At 37.3% G+C, this 16,915-nt stretch carries 17 protein-coding genes; 3 read left to right on the top strand and 14 right to left on the bottom strand.

Annotation, left to right across the window (positions count from 1 at the left end; all coding sequences use genetic code 11):
• Positions 1-33: 33 nt before the first annotated feature.
• Positions 34-600 carry an aminoacyl-tRNA hydrolase gene (gene pth, locus BCR22_RS11845; RefSeq protein ID WP_069655089.1) on the bottom strand — a complete coding sequence of 189 codons (567 nt, stop codon included), beginning with the start codon at positions 598-600 and terminating at the stop codon, positions 34-36.
• 350 nt (positions 601-950) lie between these two features.
• Here pth and BCR22_RS11840 point away from each other — a divergent pair, with 350 nt between their 5' ends.
• Positions 951-1,931 (top strand): L-lactate dehydrogenase, encoded by a 981-nt coding sequence (locus BCR22_RS11840; RefSeq protein WP_069655088.1) that lies wholly within the window; start codon positions 951-953, stop codon positions 1,929-1,931.
• 66 nt (positions 1,932-1,997) lie between these two features.
• Here the strand turns inward: BCR22_RS11840 and BCR22_RS11835 are convergent, their stop codons facing one another.
• The 4 genes from BCR22_RS11835 to BCR22_RS11820 all read right to left on the bottom strand — a co-directional run bounded on the left by BCR22_RS11835 (position 1,998) and on the right by BCR22_RS11820 (position 4,819).
• Complete coding sequence (locus BCR22_RS11835) at positions 1,998-2,645, bottom strand: hypothetical protein (RefSeq protein ID WP_069655087.1); 648 nt, start codon at positions 2,643-2,645, stop codon at positions 1,998-2,000.
• Positions 2,646-2,722: 77 nt separating this feature from the next.
• On the bottom strand, positions 2,723-3,241 hold the full coding sequence (locus BCR22_RS11830; RefSeq protein WP_069655086.1) for a transcription repressor NadR: 519 nt from the start codon (positions 3,239-3,241) through the stop codon (positions 2,723-2,725).
• Positions 3,242-3,262: 21 nt separating this feature from the next.
• Positions 3,263-4,102 carry a chorismate mutase gene (locus BCR22_RS11825; RefSeq protein WP_069655085.1) on the bottom strand — a complete coding sequence of 280 codons (840 nt, stop codon included), beginning with the start codon at positions 4,100-4,102 and terminating at the stop codon, positions 3,263-3,265.
• A 12-nt stretch (positions 4,103-4,114) separates the two neighbouring features.
• Complete coding sequence (locus tag BCR22_RS11820; RefSeq protein ID WP_069655084.1) at positions 4,115-4,819, bottom strand: NAD-dependent protein deacylase; 705 nt, start codon at positions 4,817-4,819, stop codon at positions 4,115-4,117.
• Positions 4,820-5,048: 229 nt separating this feature from the next.
• On the opposite strand from BCR22_RS11820, the gene BCR22_RS11815 reads away from it, so the two are divergent.
• Complete coding sequence (locus BCR22_RS11815; protein WP_069655083.1) at positions 5,049-5,348, top strand: hypothetical protein; 300 nt, start codon at positions 5,049-5,051, stop codon at positions 5,346-5,348.
• Between the two features lie 102 nt (positions 5,349-5,450).
• On the opposite strand, the gene queG is transcribed toward BCR22_RS11815, so the two are convergent.
• A complete protein-coding gene (gene queG, locus BCR22_RS11810) occupies positions 5,451-6,599 on the bottom strand; it encodes a tRNA epoxyqueuosine(34) reductase QueG (RefSeq protein ID WP_069655082.1) in 1,149 nt (382 codons plus the stop codon).
• A gap of 312 nt (positions 6,600-6,911) precedes the next feature.
• The gene (locus BCR22_RS11805) at positions 6,912-7,982 is read right to left on the bottom strand and encodes a zinc-binding alcohol dehydrogenase family protein (protein WP_069655081.1); all 1,071 of its coding nucleotides are present in this window, start codon (positions 7,980-7,982) and stop codon (positions 6,912-6,914) included.
• Positions 7,983-8,168: 186 nt separating this feature from the next.
• Here BCR22_RS11805 and BCR22_RS11800 point away from each other — a divergent pair, with 186 nt between their 5' ends.
• Positions 8,169-9,275 (top strand): NAD(P)/FAD-dependent oxidoreductase, encoded by a 1,107-nt coding sequence (locus BCR22_RS11800; protein WP_069655080.1) that lies wholly within the window; start codon positions 8,169-8,171, stop codon positions 9,273-9,275.
• Positions 9,276-9,318: 43 nt separating this feature from the next.
• Here the strand turns inward: BCR22_RS11800 and BCR22_RS11795 are convergent, their stop codons facing one another.
• The 7 genes from BCR22_RS11795 to BCR22_RS11765 all read right to left on the bottom strand — a co-directional run bounded on the left by BCR22_RS11795 (position 9,319) and on the right by BCR22_RS11765 (position 16,771).
• Positions 9,319-10,638: an amidohydrolase gene (locus tag BCR22_RS11795; RefSeq protein WP_069655079.1), complete on the bottom strand. Its 1,320-nt coding sequence runs from the start codon at positions 10,636-10,638 to the stop codon at positions 9,319-9,321.
• Entirely contained in the window at positions 10,622-12,406 is a 1,785-nt protein-coding gene (locus BCR22_RS11790; protein ID WP_205634369.1) for an adenine deaminase, read from the bottom strand. Before BCR22_RS11790 ends, BCR22_RS11795 begins: the two co-directional genes overlap by 17 nt.
• Positions 12,382-13,446 carry an ABC transporter substrate-binding protein gene (locus BCR22_RS11785; RefSeq protein WP_069655077.1) on the bottom strand — a complete coding sequence of 355 codons (1,065 nt, stop codon included), beginning with the start codon at positions 13,444-13,446 and terminating at the stop codon, positions 12,382-12,384. Before BCR22_RS11785 ends, BCR22_RS11790 begins: the two co-directional genes overlap by 25 nt.
• Positions 13,447-13,473: 27 nt before the next feature.
• Positions 13,474-14,514 carry an ABC transporter ATP-binding protein gene (locus tag BCR22_RS11780; protein ID WP_069655076.1) on the bottom strand — a complete coding sequence of 347 codons (1,041 nt, stop codon included), beginning with the start codon at positions 14,512-14,514 and terminating at the stop codon, positions 13,474-13,476.
• A gap of 57 nt (positions 14,515-14,571) precedes the next feature.
• Positions 14,572-15,351, bottom strand: coding sequence for an ABC transporter permease (locus BCR22_RS11775; protein ID WP_069655075.1), 780 nt, complete (start codon positions 15,349-15,351; stop codon positions 14,572-14,574).
• Positions 15,344-16,180, bottom strand: coding sequence for an ABC transporter permease (locus BCR22_RS11770; protein ID WP_069655074.1), 837 nt, complete (start codon positions 16,178-16,180; stop codon positions 15,344-15,346). Before BCR22_RS11770 ends, BCR22_RS11775 begins: the two co-directional genes overlap by 8 nt.
• Positions 16,181-16,384: 204 nt before the next feature.
• The gene (locus BCR22_RS11765) at positions 16,385-16,771 is read right to left on the bottom strand and encodes a YbgA family protein (protein ID WP_083241829.1); all 387 of its coding nucleotides are present in this window, start codon (positions 16,769-16,771) and stop codon (positions 16,385-16,387) included.
• Between the last annotated feature and the right edge of the window lie 144 nt (positions 16,772-16,915).

The following is a 16,915-nucleotide window of genomic DNA, read 5'->3' as shown; positions in this document are numbered from 1 at the left end:
AACTGGCTCCTCCTTTTATACTTTCTATTTTGCTTATTTTCCATTAAATTGATTCATCGTATCAACAAATGTATGGCCTTCACAAGCGTAAATTGCTGCATCTGCCGCAGTTTTCACTGCTATTAAAATCTCTTCGTGTTTTTCTTTAGGAAAACCGGTCAATACATGATGAACAACTGTATTACTACCGATAGGGCGTCCAATACCGATCTTGATTCTTGGAAACACATTCGTGCCTAAATGAGAAATCAAACTTTTAATGCCGTTATGTCCACCAGCACTACCTTTCTCACGTAAACGAATTTTACCGATTTCTAAATCTAAGTCATCATAAATAACGATCAAGTCCGCTTCTTCTACACCATAATAGGTCATCAAGGGTCCGACTGAACGACCAGACTCATTCATAAATGTAAGAGGTTTGACTAACATGATTTTTTCTGTTCCTATAAAAAATTCAGCGATATCCGCTTCAAATTGACTTCTATTAAAGGGTGCATTGTTGCGTTGCGCAATTTCATCAACTGTAATAAATCCAATATTATGCTTTGTTTCTTGATACTTACTTCCTGGATTACCTAATCCGACAATCATTTTCATCTATCTATATTCTCCTTAATAAAAGGTGCTATTTTACCACCCTGTATTCGTTGTCCAACACAAAATATCTGGGCAGGAGAATTCCTTGCCCAGTTTTTTTATAATTATACCATAAAACAAGCAATTACCGGCTCATTTAAATTCTTAAAAAAGCCGTAAGCTCCATTTATAGCTTAGAAAATTAAAAAAATGATAAAACCAACAAATAGTGAAATACCGCACATGAAAGAGTTTTCTTATGAAACACCCCTTGAAACTGTATTATTTTATATAAACAAAAAACGTGACAAACCTCACAAACGATGGTAATATCATAGTGATAAAACAATTATCTGAAAGGAATGATACACATGACTGCAGCAGTAGGAAACAAAGACCACCAAAAAGTAATTTTAGTTGGAGATGGCGCTGTCGGATCAAGCTATGCTTTTGCCTTAGTCACTCAAAATATTGCTCAAGAAGTTGGTATTATTGATATAGATACAAAGAAAACGGAAGGCGATGCAGCAGATTTATCACATGCACTAGCCTTTACTTCTCCTAAAAAGATTTATGCTGCTACTTATGATGATTGCCATGATGCTGATCTTGTCGTATTAACAGCAGGAGCGGCACAAAAACCAGGTGAAACAAGAATCGATCTCGTTCATAAAAACTTAAAAATCAACAAACAAATCGTCACTGCGATCGTTGATTCAGGTTTTAGCGGTATTTTCTTAGTCGCAGCAAATCCAGTTGATATTTTAACTTATTCTACATGGAAATTCTCTGGATTTCCAAAAGAACGCGTTATCGGTTCAGGAACATCTCTTGACTCAGCACGTTTCCGTCAAGCAATTGCTGAATTAGTGGATGTTGATGCTCGTAATGTCCATGCTTATATTTTAGGTGAACATGGCGACACTGAATTTCCAGTTTGGTCTCACGCCAACGTTGCCGGCTTGCAAATTTATGAGTGGGTCAAAAATAACCCGGATGTAGATGAGGAAGCAATGGTCAACCTGTTCTTTAATGTACGAGATGCTGCGTATTCAATCATCGAGAAAAAAGGTGCAACATTCTACGGAATCGCAGCTGCTTTAGCTCGAATAACAAAAGCCATTTTAGACGATGAAGATTCTGTCTTCCCACTTTCTGTTTACTTAGATGGTGAATATGGCCAAAATGATATTTACATTGGTGCACCGGCTGTAATCAATCGTCAAGGAATCAAACAAGTGATTGAAATTCCATTGACAGATTCTGAAATGGATCGAATGAATGCTTCTGCTAATGCTCTTAAAGACGTTATCAAATCAGCTTTCGAGAAATTTGAAGCAGAAAATAATTAAAAAAATGAGTAAAAAGCTTTATCAGATTTCGTTGTGATCTCTGATAAAGCTTTTTATTTTCTCTACTTACCTCGGTAAATATTCTAACATCACATCGGCGTCTTTTTCTTCAACATTTCCAGCATAATTCGGTGTGGCTAACGATAAGCTACCACTTTTATTCACAAAAACATATAGATTACCGGACATATCGCGACCTTGATCACCGGAAAGTAACTCCCCCATTACTAACTCTGTATTTACATGTACAGTCCGTATTTCATTCGTTTCTGCTGAAAAAACACGGATTGTTTTTGTGGCAATTAGCTGATAAGAAAGTTCATAGCTTGTCACAGAATCTCGTTCTGATCCCTTAATGATAAAGGCAGCTATTCCTTGAGGAGCCTCTTTAAATGACAATTCGATCATCTGAGGAATATTCATTCCATTTCGTGTAAAAACATCCACTGCTTTTATTCTATCCAACGATACTTCATATGAATATTCTTTGTCTCCGCCAGATGTTGACGTTTCTTTTGAACTCCACGCTTCTGATGAGTTTCTAGTTGTAGATAGTGTAGAATTACTTGTATGCGGTGATGTCGTTTGAGTAATCGAACTGTTGCTCTGATTGTTTTCTTCAGTTGAACTACTGGCAACTTCTTTCATTTTGCCATTTGCGCATCCGGCTAATAATACAAACAATCCCAAACCAATTATTATCTGTTTTTTCATATTTCTTACTGCCTCCTTGCATGTTCTTGACAAAACGCTCACTCGAATAAAACAAGCACGAACTGAATGTTACGTTGTTATTCCTTATACAAAAATCCTTTTTGCGCTAATGCTTTTTTGATGTGATTATGTGCTTCTTCATCTTCACAACGAATCGTGTGCAAGTGAATGCCACTCGTCAGCTCAGATAATAATGAAGCACTGTTTTTTTTATAGCTTTTGACAAACTCAGTCACTTCTTTTTCCGTGTGAATATGCAGCCCTCCTGTTAATTCACCATAAATCGGATGTTCCACCACCACATCTAACACTTCACCACCCAATGAAACAATCGTTAGCAGTTCGTCTTCAGTTTGCTCTGGCGTATGTTGGCAAGCTATTTTTCGGGTAACCCCTTGCTTGTCTTTTTCAGACTCAAGCAAATAACCTCTTGCTGTTGCGATAATTTCGTATCCTGCGGCTCTCAAGAGTGCCACATCTCCAACTATAATTTGGCGGCTGACCTTGAATTCTTTTGCAAAACGACTGGCACTCATTGGTTTATCTGCTGATTCTAATTCGAGTAAGATTGCTTCTCGTCTTTTAATACCCTCCATCCAATTTCCTCCTGTCGCTTACTAATCTAGTTGCTTTTGTTGAAACCGTTTTGAAGCATCCATAATCTCTTGATAGGTTTCTTTGATGGTTTCCTTGTATTGGTCATTTTCAATATATGTGTCTATTTTTGCTAAAACTTCTTGTTCTCTTGAAGAGTCTAGTACGGGTTGATCCGATGTTTTTTTGATCGTAGCAATTGCTTTGACTACATTCATTCGTTCCTCTAATAAAGCAACGATTTGTTTATCCAAAGCATTGATTTTATCCCGTTGAACAGTTAACGGTGTACGTTTTTCATCCAATTCGATTTCTTTGATGATTTTCGCAGGATTTCCACCGATCACACAATTAGCTGGAAAAGATTTTGTTACGACTGCGCCTGCCGCAACTACCATATTATCCCCTAATGTTACTCCTGGCGTGATCACAACCCCTCCACCAAGCCAAACATTATCTCCGATTGTGATGGGTTTACCATATTCCAAACCACTATTTCGTTTAACCGGATGCAATGGATGTGTCGCTGCGTATAATTGAACATTCGGCCCAAACATACAGTTGTCACCAATTGTAATTGGACATATATCTAGAAAAATACTGTTGAAATTAGCATAGAAATTTTTTCCGACATGAATATTAAAGCCATAATCGAAACTGATTGACGGTTCAATGTAGCTACCTGTTCCAGTAGTGCCAAATGTTTCTTCCACTAACTGACGACGAATTTGTCGATCTTCTTCTCCATTGATCAGTTTCATTTGCTCCCTAGCAAACTTGCGTGCCGTTGCTAATTCTGGATCTCCTGCAAAATAAAGTTCGCCATCGATCATTTTTTGTCGTTCTGATTTGATTTCTTCCATAAAAAAACTCCTCTATAAAATAGTTTCAAAAACGCTTGCCGCGTCTTGTTTAAAAAAGTAAGCATCTCTATTTAATTGAATCGCTGTTTGGTTGATTACCAAAATTTTGGCGGTGTTTGCTGCATAATGAATCAAGTCACAAAATGGATGTACTTGAAAAGTAGTTCCTACAATAACAACTAAATCCGCCTTAGCGACTGCTTCGATAGATAATTCAATTGCTCTTTCTTCTAATCCTTCCTCATATAATACGATATTTGGACGAATTTGACCGCCACATCGATCATGACAATCAGACAGTAGATACGTTTTAGCTGAAACGTTTTGTCCGCATTTTCTGCAATAGCAGTCATACAAATCTCCATGAAAGTTGACCAAATGTTTCGTTCCAGCAGCGGCATGTAGTCCATCGATATTTTGAGAGATGACCCAGGTATCTTTTATTCGTCCTAATTCTGCCATTTTTAAATGGATCATATTTGGTTTTGCTTTCGGATGGTACAGCGTTTGTATAAATGAATAAAATTTTTCTGGTTCTTCAATCATACATGAATGGCTTAGCAAATATTCAGGTTGTTCAACCCCTTGATATAGTCCAGATAGTGAGCGATAATCGGGTACACCAGAAGCAGTCGAAACACCTGCACCTGTTAAGAATGTGATTGTTTCAGCTTGCTCAATCAGAGTTGCAGCCTTTTTCTTATCAATCGTTTGCATACATTCATCTCCTAATAGATATAGTATAACGTAAATGAGGAGTAGAAAGAAAAAATATTCATATAAAATCAAAAGAAAGACTCTATGCTGTACAACTTGGAATACTATTTATATGTAATAAAAACCATGTGAGAAGCTTTTAAGAATGTTAGGTTTTTCACTGTCTTTTCATGACAAACAAAAGAGAACGTGATAGAATACTTAATGTATAAAAGTGAGGTGAAAATTCGTGGTAGCATTTATTATTTATTGGGCAGCAATTTTGGTCTGCATCGCTTGGGGCGTATTAAGTTTATGGTTTTCGATCTATTATCTTTCACGTAAAGAAAACGGAAATTTATGGGCTTTTGCATTCTTCAACGTTCTTGCAGCTATTGTTTTAGCAATTGTTTTAGTTATTTACAAAACGTGGGATTTCGAGATTACAACTTATTCAAGCTTGATTTACACAATTTTAGCTTCATATGGCGTCTTAACAGTCTTACAAGCTATTTTAGGCCGCGAACCTAAAGAAGCTGTTAAAGCTTAAACTTATTAGTTAACTATCAAGAAAAGACTGGAATAGAAGCGTTTATTTGTATTTAGGGTGTGAAACAAAAGTGATTTTTACTTTTGTCTCACACCTTTTTCTTTATGTCTTTTCTAATTGTTTGATCGCATTCTTTATTTCTATAAGGACTTCTTCCTCTGTTTCTACCTCTAGCAACTCAGTTAAAAAATCAACCCATTTTTCCGCTTCTTTATTGCCTAATTTGCCGATTGCCCAAGCAGCTGTACCTCTGATAACAGGACGGACATCTTCTTTTGCGCAAACGACGATGTCGGGTAATGCACTGCGGTCACCTAAGTTAGCTAATGCAATCAACGCATTTCGTTGTAACGGTTTTTTCCCTCTCCAAGAGCCCGATAAATGTCCGAATTGTGTTTTAAATTCTTTATTGGACAGACTCAGCATTGGTTTTAACTTTGGATACACCGTATCGACTTCGGGTTCCATTTCTTTATGAAAATGAAAATCTTTCCCTCTGTTATAAGGGCAGACCAACTGACAAATATCACAGCCATAAATTACATTATGCATTTTTCTACGATATTCTTCTGGCATCATATCTTTGGTTTGTGTTTGATAAGATAAACACTTTTTAGCATTCATACTACCATTCCCTAAAAGTGCTTGCGTGGGGCAAGCTGTCACACAACGAGTACAATCCCCGCAACCAAAAGGAATCGGCTCATCTACTTCAAAATCGATATTGGTTACGATTTCGCCTAAATAAACAAAAGAACCAAACTCTTCGGTAATCAACAGCCCATTTCTCCCAATAAACCCTAGACCCGCACGTTGCGCAATAGCTACATCAACTAACTCTCCAGTATCAACTTGAGGTGCAAAACGCCATTCACCTGTTTCTTCTAGACCTTGTGTTTGAGATTGAATAAATGCAATCAACTTTGACAAACGATCTCGTAGAACATCATGATAATCAATGCCCCATGAAGCTCTAGCAAACATCCCTCGTTTTTCGTCTCTGGGTACTTTCCCTTCGATTTTAGTAGGATAAGCTAACGCGATAGAAATGATCGTTTTAGGATTTTCAAAGGTCTTTTCTGGGTAGATTCGTTCTTCTATCACTTGATGCTCAAACCCAGAGTTATACCCGAGTTCTCTTTGTTCTATCAGTGAATCTTCTAATTCATAGAAAGGCTCAGCAGAGGCAAAACCGATTTTGTCGATGCCTAAGCGCTTACTTTCCTCTATTATTTTTTCTTTTAGTGTCATCTGTGTACTCCTTATTTTAAAAACTAGATAGGGCGATTCTATGAAGCCCATTCATTCGACTGTTTACTTTATTATAAGCTACTCACCAAAATCTTGTCACCTTTTTAATTCCACTCTTAATTCATCATTTTCCACATTTAACACAGATTTTTATTTAAATTCAACTATATAAAAACTAGTAAAACAATATCCAAAACAGAATGATTATTTCATTTTGTAATCAAAAAACACAAGAGTAGACAAAAGCGATAGATGCTTTTGACTACTCTTGTGCCTTTTACTCTCCTGCAAAACTAAAATTATCTAACTATTCTAGACTGTACAAGAATCCCCTTTTTCTTCTGGTTCTCCGTTAAATGGGCCACTAACCACAACTTTCCCTCTCATATGCCCCGCCTCGACATCAGCTGTGGCTTTTTTCAGATTGGCAGCATTGATTCCATTTGCATAAAGTTTCCCAACCGTCGCTCTTATTTTCCCAGTTTCTGCAAGATGACTGATTGTCGCAAGTGCTTCTCCTTGGGTTTCGATTTTATAGTCAAAATCTGTTTTCGCAAACATATACTCCCAATCAAAACTGACAGATTTATTTTTTAAGATACCGATATCTAGTTTCTCATCTAATCCAACGATTGTCCCAACGTGCCCAAAAGGGGTGACCAGCTCAGCTATTGTATCAAAGTACTGCTGTATATTGAATAAAACCGCAATATAGTCAATAGTATGAGTCCCTGTTTTTTCAATGCTTTGTTTAAGATCCTGATGATAGTCAAGAGGGTGATTCACACCGTTTGATTTTAACCAATCAACATTTTTGGGACTGGCTGTAGCAAAAACAGTCATTCCTGCCCAATGAGCAAGTTGAGTTAAAATCGATCCTACACCGCCCGCTCCATTAATCACCAAAATGGATTTCCCTTTATTGGCATTTTCTTTTGGAATCAACTCAAATTTTTCAAATAATAATTCATAAGCAGTCAAAGCGGTCAAAGGCAAAGAAGCTGCTTCTTCATCCTTTAAATTGCTAGGCGCTAAAGCGGCGATTCCTTCGTTGACTAATTGGAATTCTTGGTTACTACCTGCACGTTTAGTTGTCCCCGCATAAAAGACACGATCCCCTACAGCAAACTTGCTCACTTTTTCCCCAACAGAAACAACTTCTCCGACTCCATCGAATCCTAAAATACGTAATTGATTTTGTTTTTTTGTCGTTAGTCTTAATTTTGAGTCGACAGGATTTATAGATACTGCCTTAACTTTTATAAGGATATCTGACGCGCCAGGTATCGGAACCGAGCTATAGTCATCTATAAAACTCGCTTCATTTTCAATTGGAAATCCTTCAAAAAAACCTACAACATTCATTTGATTTTTTTCATTCATTTGTTCTTCCTCCATTTAGCTCTTTCTTATCATTATGGACCTAAACGTTTTATATTGACATTTATTTGTTTCGCAAAAGTTCCCCATTATCCCTACTCATGCTCGACTGTCAAAATCCCTTGCATCCTCTACAAACTTATGTGAAAATGAGTTACTTGATTTTATAAGGACAAAAAGGAGTTTCTCATGAAAAAATTAGCCATTATAGGCGGCGGGATCATTGGTTTGACCTTAGCCAACTACATTGATTTGACAAAATATAGTGTAACAGTTTATGACAATCCCGTTGGGCAAGCAACTAAAGCAAGCGCTGGCATCATTTCACCTTGGCTTTCAAAACGCCGCAATAAAAAATGGTATCAACTAGCTAAAGATGGCGCCGCTTTTTATCCTAAGTTAGTTCAAGACTTCTCTCTATCGAATAACGTTTACCAACAAACTGGCACTCTGATTCTTCGAAAAGATGGTGAACTTGATGCACTGATGCAATTAGCAGAAGAAAGAAAACAACATGCACCCGAAATTGGTGACATTCAATTATTGACTAGGGAACAGGTCGTAGAAAAATTACCTTTATTGAAGGCACAATCGGCTTTATTTATCACAGGTGGTGGGAAATTAGACGGTGCTAGCTACTTAGAAACCTTAAGACAACGTGCACAAGAAAACATGATCGTCTTAAAAACTGGTACAGCCATGCTTAGTCAGCGCCATGATCAATGGCTTGTCCAAATCGCTAATGAAACTGAACAATTCGATGCAGTAGCGCTCTGTACTGGACCTGGCTTGCCTTCATTGTTAGCGTCTATTGATTTTAAAACGGATATCAGAGCACAAAAGGGACAACTTTTAGCTTTTGAAACACCTTTCAAAGATAGCGGTAGTTGGCCAGTTGCGATGTTAGATGGCGAAAGTGATTTGATCCCTTTTGAAAAAGGACAAATTCTAGTGGGCGCAACTCACGAAAACGATGGTGGGTTTGATTTAACTCCGACGAAAGAAGCCTTCTCTCTATTGCAACAAAAAACAGTACCTTTTTTAGCAGAGTCAACTTTTTTTGAAAAATACCAATCTACTTATCGTGTAGGAACACGCGCCTACACTTCAGATTTCGCCCCTTTCTTCAATTTTTTACCAAATAATCCTACTGCTGTCATAGCAAGTGGTTTAGGCTCTTCCGGACTAACAACTGGACCTTATATTGGCTTTCTTTTAGCTAAGTATTTCAATGAAGGAAAGAACGATTGGGAGTATTATCAAAAACCAATCGAACATTACTTGTCAAAATTATAAAAAATCAGAACAGGAAATGTATTGGATTTCCTGTTCTGATTTTTTATAATTTTTTGGCTTCTACAACGAAGTTTGCCATTTCATGATACAATGTTTCTTTGATTTCTTTCAATCCTTGTTCAACCATTTTTTTCTCACTGACTAATTTTCGCCCATTGACCCAAACCGAATTCACGTTACTGGCATTAGCGGAATATACAATTGCTGAATAGGGATCAAAAATTGGAAACATATTTACAGAGTCCGTTTCGATCAACGTTAAATCTGCTTTTTTTCCGATTTCTATGGAACCTACTTGATCTGCTATCCCTAATGTCTCAGCTCCACCTAACGTTGCCAGTCGAACAATTTCTTTGGCAGGAAAAAGTGCGCGATCCTGATTATGCGTCTTATGCATATTAGCAAACAGACGCATTTGACTAAACAAATCTAGGGTATTGCCACTACTAGGCCCATCTGTCCCTAGACCTACAACAATATTTTTTTCGAGCATTTTTTTAATAGGTGCTACCCCTTTTGCTGACTTTGTATTCGCACCGATGCAATGTGCGACGCGGGCTTTGCCGTTTGAACTAGCAATGATTTCTAAATCTTTTTCAGTCGCAAAGATACAATGAGCTAAAATAAAATCACGTTCAAAATACCCTAATGTTTGTAGAAATTCTATTGGTGTTTGTTTATATTTTTCTTGAAATTCTGCCATTTCATAAGTCATTTCAGCCACATGCATCGTGATTGGTGCATTATATTTTTCACTAAGTTCAACGATTTTTTTTAATATCTCTGGATTGTTAGTGTTCGGCGCATGTGGTGCAATAATCGGTGTTACTAATGGATCATTCTGCCAGTTTTTTAAAAACGTTTCGCAGTGTTCATAGCCACCAGAGGGACTCTGGCTGTCGCAAGTCGGCATATCTATGATTGTTTCACCAACGAGTGCTCTGATCCCCATTTTTTTACAGCTTTCAGCTACTTCATTTTCAAAATAGTACATATCACAAAACGTCGTCACACCACTCAGCAACATTTCTGCAATCGCATAATTACTACTGGCTCTTACTAATTTTTTTGTCATATGTTGTTCTAAAGGAAATAAAAATCGGCGGAGTCGATCCGGTACATCGTCTCCTAATGAACGAAACGGAATCATGCCTGCATGGGTATGCGTATTGATCAAACCAGGAATCAACAGTCCATTTTTGCCATCAATCACTTGGTCAACTTGAATAGTGATTGAGTCAAGTTCTGAACGAGAGCCGATTTTAGTAATCCGCTCCTCTTCGATCAGTACAAAACCATTTTTAACTTCTGAAAAATCGTGATCCATTGAAAGAATATGAACATCTTTAATGAGTGTCTTCATTCAACAACACTCCATCTTCTGGGAAAATCAAAGGGTAAAATTCTTGTGTTTTTGTATTCATCATTCCCCTATCTGTTACTTTGATTGCCGGAGAGACGGGCAGAGATAATGTTGAGAAAGACATAATCTCATTCATGTTTTTGTATCCCAAAGCTTGCATGCTTGCTCGGACTTCTTGCAAGTCTCCGCCTAGTTCTTCAATTGGGGCTTGGGAAAGAATTCCACCGATAGGCAGAGGGCATTTCCCAGTGATTTCTCCATCTGCAACCACGATATAACCGCCTTGAATCGTGATCAATTCATTTTGTGCTAGCACGATATCTTCTAACGTATTTCCCATAACCATCACATTATGATGATCATGCGCCCAAGTCGTCGCAATTGCCCCTTTTTCACTGATTGGTTTATCCATCAATGAAATTGATATATTGCCATTTTTGCCATATCTTTCCATCACGATCAACAAAGCACAGTCTGCTTCTTGCCATTGTAAAATTCCATCTTTCACTGGAATTTCTTTTGTGATTCGCTCAGTAAACGTTCCGACTTCTTGCTTTTGAATCACGTTACAGCGAACACTCTCTTTATCAGTTGCTACTTTAATTACTAAATCAGCGACCGTGAGCGGTTTGCAATGGACAGATTTTTTGTACTCAGCTGGAAATACCTCCGTCACCTCAGGATAGTCGATTCCCGTTCCTTTTTCATACACTTTTTTTCCTGATTTATAAACAGCCTCAAACGAAAACTCTTCTAAATCATTTATTAAAATAAAATCAGCTGTACGACCTGGTGCAATTTCTCCACGATCATGAAACCCCATACGTTTAGCAGGTGTGTATGTTGTCATATAGATAGCTTTTTCAAGTGGCAAACCGGCTTTTACGGCTTTCTTCAAGTTCTCATTCAAATGGCCATGAAGCAAATCATCTGCCATTACGTCATCTGTGATAATACTGGCATACTCATAAAACTCATTTTCTATAATCACTTGCATATTTTCAGACGTGATCGATTTATTTTGGAATTGGATAAAAACACCGGCTTCAATTTTTTCTTTTAAGGATTCTGGAAACTGATGCGTATGATCTGAGGTAATACCACTATATAAAAAGGCTGCCAGCTCTTCTTCGTAAATCTTAGGACAATGACCTTCTAAGGGCATTGTTGGTCGCTCTTTTTTACATAAATCAATAATTTGTCGAATCAAGGATTCTGGCTCATACGCAATCCCCTTAAAATTCATCGCTTCACCTAAACAAACAATCTTAGGATTTTTTAACAATTCTGCCACTTCAGCTAGTCCAATGATGCCACCTGTCGTTTCTAATTCTGGTGTAGTCGAAGGCACAGAAGAAGGAATCGCATGGAAAATATCAAGCTCTGTTTCAGCCTTCATAAATTCCTCTAACCCCTCTAAACCAAAGACATTTGCCATCTCATGCGCATCTGCCACAACTGTGGTGACCCCATGACGTAATACTGCTTTTGAAAAGATGGTTGGTGTCGTCATTGAACTTTCAATGTGCATGTGGGCATCAATCAAGCCGGGAATCATATATTGATTCTCGGCTTTGATGATTGTTTCCGGCATTAAGTGAGCCATCTCTGTAATACTGATGTAATGAAATTTTCCGTCTTTAATAGAGACATTTTTTTTGATAAAAGACTGTGTTGCTGTTTGGAAAACCCAAACATCTTGAATGATTATATCTACGTTCATACTTATCGCCCTTCTCGCGTTTATTGATTCATTGTACGGTTCCATTGATCGACCCAATCAGACAGGTTGTCATTGATAAATGAGAAATCAACTGTTTTTGCTCGATCAGCGACTTTACCGTAAGTTTTATTGCTCGCTTGTTTTTCATCAAGAACCACTTTACTATTGGTCGGACCTTCATTTAATGACACTGCTTTTGTTTTTTGCGATTCTTCGCTGATTCGTTCATTAACAAATGTATAGGCTAATTCTTTATTTTTAGAGCTTTTCGGTATGTTGATCGTGTTGAAATTTGCGTACGTACCACTTTCAGGGACAACGTATGTTGCCTCTTTTGAAGCACCTTGAATGATATCGACAGCAAAATCAGCGACAACAGCGACGTCAATCTCACCTGATTGGAACATATTTGCAAGATCTGATGATTTTGAATACGTCTTAACCACATTTGGTTTTAGCTCTTTCATTGCATTAAAAGCTGCTTTGCCTTTATCGGTAGTAATATCAATACCTGCATGGTCACTAGCAATGTATAACATTAATGGTCCTGCTGTTGTAGAAATATCCGGAACTGAAATTTTCCCTTTTAGGTCAGACGACCATAAATCATCCCAGCTAGTAATTTCTTTGCCGACTTTTTCTTTGTTGTAAACAATCCCCACACTATTGACGGCGATCGGGATACCTGCTCCACTTTCGTAGACTTCTTTCGCTCCAGCAGTTAAATCTTTAATGTTTGGTACTTCTTTTTCTGTTACCTTTTCAAAGAGGCCTTCCTTTTCGCCTTGTGTGGCATTGGCTTGCGCTAATTCGATCACATCGATTCCAGCATTGGGATTATTCAATAATTTTGTATAACGATCTGCGCTGTTTCCGACTTCTAAGGTTACTTTAGCATCGTTTGTTTTTTCGAAAGGAGCAATAACATCTTTTTTTACAATATCTTCACTTAATCCAAAGGTAGATACAACTAATGCCTTGTTGCCTGATTTGCTTTCTTGTTTAGTATTCGCTTCGCTATTCCCACAAGCTGCCATTAATAAAGTTACTGTTGCTAAAGCACCGATCATTAGTTTCTTATTCATTCTATTTATTCCCCTTTGTCTTATCGTTTATTTATCTAAAATAACTAATTTATCCGCTGGAAAAGCTAAATTGATTGTGTCCCCTGTTTCATAAATCTGTTCACTTGTTCCATTGACTAATAGTTTGCCAAGTGGTGTTGTTACTTCATATTGATAACTTTTCCCTAAAAAGGTTCTAACAAGAATATTTCCTTCGATTGAGGTTTGCGTTGTTGTTGCGACAATCTCAATATCTTCTGGGCGAATCGTTGCAACAGTCTCAGTTGCCGTTGGCTGCGGGTTTGTGGTAGTAAACACTTGACCATTCTCGCTTTTATAGTGTCCTTCAGCATTTTTCGTTACGTTAAAGAAGTTTTCAAAGCCAATAAATTGTGCAACGAATTTTGTTTTGGGTAAACGGTAGATCCTCTCAGGTGAATCATATTGCTCAATCACACCATTATTCATGATTGCAACCTTATCTGAAATAGAAAAACATTCTTCTTGATCGTGGGTCACAAATACTGTTGTTATGCCTAATTGTTGCTGGATTCGTTTGATTTCGATTCGCATCGCTACTCTTAACTTTGCATCTAAATTACTTAACGGTTCATCTAACAATAATAATTTTGGTTCAATAATCAACGCACGCGCTAAAGCGACACGTTGCCTTTGTCCACCTGAAAGTTGTTTTGGATAACGATCACCAAGGTTTTCTAATCCACAAACTTCTAGCATTTTTTCGACTTTTTCTTTTGTGCTCGCTTTCGATTCTTTTCTTAATTTCAGGCCAAACGCAACGTTCTCTGCAATCGTCAAATGCGGAAATAGTGCATAACTCTGAAATACCATACCAAAATTTCTTTTATGAACCGGTACTTTCGTCAAATCGTCCTCATCTAACTTAAAAGAGCCGTCGTTTGGTTTGATCAATCCTGCAATCACTCGAAGTGTTGTTGTTTTCCCACAGCCACTTGGACCTAGAAGAGAAACTAATTCCCCTTTTTCCATGGAAATGCTTAAATCTTTTAATATATCCTGTTTGCCATCATAGCTCACACGAATCTCTTTTAAATCAACAAAAGTCAAAATTTTCTCCTCTTTCTACCTATTAAGTTCAAACTCTGTAATTGCGTTCTCTTTTATTTACGCAATCGAAGCTAATCCTAATGTTTTTTCGATCAAAAACATTAATCCCATCGTCAATAACATCAACATTACTGAAATAGCAGAAACCGTTGGATCATAATTGTATTCCATATAGCTAAGTAAAGATGTCGGCAACATCGTAACTCCTGGTCCTGATAAAAACATCGATACTGGCACATTATTAAATGAATTAACAAATGCTAACATAAATGCTGCAAATATTCCTGAAGAGACGTTCGGCAAAACAATTTGGACAAAGGCTCTAGTTTTCGTACAGCCTAATGTCCACGCAACTTCTTCCATCGAATAGTCCAACTGCTCCATGCTTGAACCAACTACTCGAATAATATACGGTAAACTAATCAGAAAATGTCCAATCAGTAAGCCTTGGAAAATCGGCAAACCTAATTTGATTACAATATATTGAAACAAGGTATACCCCACAACGATTCCTGGAATCACTGTTGGGGATAAAAAGAAGCTTTTTATAAAGTTTCGTCCTCTTACTGAATACCGTGCTAATGCATAAGAAGCTGGAATCCCAACAACCAGTGCCAAAACAGTCGCTAGCACACCAATGATCAAACTTAATTTAAAACTGCTCATAAATGTATCAGACTGCAACGCTTTTGCGTACCAATCAAGTGTAAATCCTTTAATCGGAAACTGAATTGCTGCGGCTGTTCCAAAAGACGTCACAACAATCAAGCAAAGTGGTAAGAATAAAAATAAGAATACTAGGATCGCAATTAGCGTCATCCCTTTTTGTTTACGCATTGTTTGCCTCTCTCCTATCAACTTTTTTAGCAACCAGATCTAATCCCTTCATGACGATCAAAGTTACAACGATCATGATCAAGGCCAAAACACTTGCTGCTTTCCAATCTCCCAAAGTATTGGCTTTTTGATATAGAAATGTCGACATCATCATCTTCTGATTTCCACCTAATAATTGCGGTGTTGTATAAGCTGTCAATGTCCCAGTAAAAACTAAGATACTTCCAACAATCGTCCCGGGAATAGAAAGTGGCAGCACGACTTTTCGGAAAGCAGTAAACGGGCTTGCACCTAGCGTTTCAGCAGCTTCCAGCATTTCCCCTTCGATATTTTCCATAACACCTACTAGGGTCATGATCATTGTTGGTAGGAAAAGATAAACAGAGCCAATGATAATAGCAAATTCTGTATAAAGTAAGTTTAATGGCTGATCAATCAAACCTGTTTTTAACAACAATGAATTGACCACACCTGTTTTCCCTAAGATATTGATCCAAGCAAAACTACGAATAACAGAATTGGTCAACAACGGAAATAAGGTCATTGCCATTAAAATGCCACGCCATTTTTTACTAACACCAGCGATGTAATACGCCGTTGGGATTCCAAGTAGAATTGAAATCAGCGTAACGATCAATGATACTCTAATTGTGCGCCAAAAGATCGACAGATTATATTCGTCTTTAAAAAAATCAAGGTAGTTGCTTACTGTCACCCCATGATCTGTAAAAATAGTTGGTAAAATACTTGTAACCAAAGGAATCATTAAGAAAAATAGCAATAAAATCATCCCAGGTGCTACAATAAAATACGGAACATTCTTGTTCATCTATACACTCCTCGTTCGTTTTTCCACTGATTCAGTATACTCATTTTTCAAACTAATTTCAATATGTTTTTTGATTTTACACATTAAATATTCGTGTATTAAACGAAAACTTTATTTATACATAAAAAAAAGACAAATCCATGCTTATATAACGAACTTAAAACTAAAATCCGCTATTTGGATTGCCTTTTTCTTATTCTTTCGTTAGTTCTCTTCTTTAGGGAAGAGGAGAGCAGACTGCAATAGATATGGTTCTTGATATTTTAGCGTCAATTCTCTTAGGAATAGAGATAATGCATCTTGATCTACCGAAAAATTTACGCTCAACACTTCATACTGTTGCCGTTCTGTCTCTGTTGCTTGTTTTTTAAAATATCCCCAAACATGTTGATAGGCATTTAGAAGATTGCCTTTTTTGCTTGGTTCAGCTAATGCATGCTTCAGATAACCTCGAAATGCTTGTTCTTTTGCTTCGTCCCACCCATCATCTGCAAATAATTTCCGGATTGCTCTATAATCTGGTTGAGATTTTGACAAAATTAAATATTTAAGTGAGCTCCATTCTTGCTGTCGTTGCGCTATTCTCTTCAAAAAGCATCTTCCTTTCTATCATTACATGAAAACAAAATGAATATAAATACAATTTTTCTTATACTTTATTCATGAAAATTTACGATTTCTAAAAGAGTTACAGTATACAATGTACTCTGTATAGTTTTTTCTGAAACATTAGGT

The sequence above is a fragment of the Enterococcus plantarum genome (assembly GCF_001730295.1).
GTDB classification, from domain to species: Bacteria; Bacillota; Bacilli; order Lactobacillales; family Enterococcaceae; genus Enterococcus_L; species Enterococcus_L plantarum.
The sequence above is the reverse complement of the archived record's forward strand: the minus strand, read 5'-3'. Positions and strand labels throughout refer to the sequence as shown.

Bases quoted from the DNA above. Each gene is read 5' to 3' on its own strand.
- pth (WP_069655089.1), bottom strand. From the start codon at position 600: ATGAAAATGATTGTCGGATTAGGTAATCCAGGAAGTAAGTATCAAGAA.
- BCR22_RS11840 (WP_069655088.1), top strand. From the start codon at position 951: ATGACTGCAGCAGTAGGAAACAAAGACCACCAAAAAGTAATTTTAGTT.
- BCR22_RS11835 (WP_069655087.1), bottom strand. From the start codon at position 2,645: ATGAAAAAACAGATAATAATTGGTTTGGGATTGTTTGTATTATTAGCC.
- BCR22_RS11830 (WP_069655086.1), bottom strand. From the start codon at position 3,241: ATGGAGGGTATTAAAAGACGAGAAGCAATCTTACTCGAATTAGAATCA.
- BCR22_RS11825 (WP_069655085.1), bottom strand. From the start codon at position 4,102: ATGGAAGAAATCAAATCAGAACGACAAAAAATGATCGATGGCGAACTT.
- BCR22_RS11820 (WP_069655084.1), bottom strand. From the start codon at position 4,819: ATGCAAACGATTGATAAGAAAAAGGCTGCAACTCTGATTGAGCAAGCT.
- queG (WP_069655082.1), bottom strand. From the start codon at position 6,599: ATGACACTAAAAGAAAAAATAATAGAGGAAAGTAAGCGCTTAGGCATC.
- BCR22_RS11805 (WP_069655081.1), bottom strand. From the start codon at position 7,982: ATGAATGAAAAAAATCAAATGAATGTTGTAGGTTTTTTTGAAGGATTT.
- BCR22_RS11800 (WP_069655080.1), top strand. From the start codon at position 8,169: ATGAAAAAATTAGCCATTATAGGCGGCGGGATCATTGGTTTGACCTTA.
- BCR22_RS11795 (WP_069655079.1), bottom strand. From the start codon at position 10,638: ATGAAGACACTCATTAAAGATGTTCATATTCTTTCAATGGATCACGAT.
- BCR22_RS11790 (WP_205634369.1), bottom strand. From the start codon at position 12,406: ATGGAACCGTACAATGAATCAATAAACGCGAGAAGGGCGATAAGTATG.
- BCR22_RS11785 (WP_069655077.1), bottom strand. From the start codon at position 13,446: ATGAATAAGAAACTAATGATCGGTGCTTTAGCAACAGTAACTTTATTA.
- BCR22_RS11775 (WP_069655075.1), bottom strand. From the start codon at position 15,351: ATGCGTAAACAAAAAGGGATGACGCTAATTGCGATCCTAGTATTCTTA.
- BCR22_RS11770 (WP_069655074.1), bottom strand. From the start codon at position 16,180: ATGAACAAGAATGTTCCGTATTTTATTGTAGCACCTGGGATGATTTTA.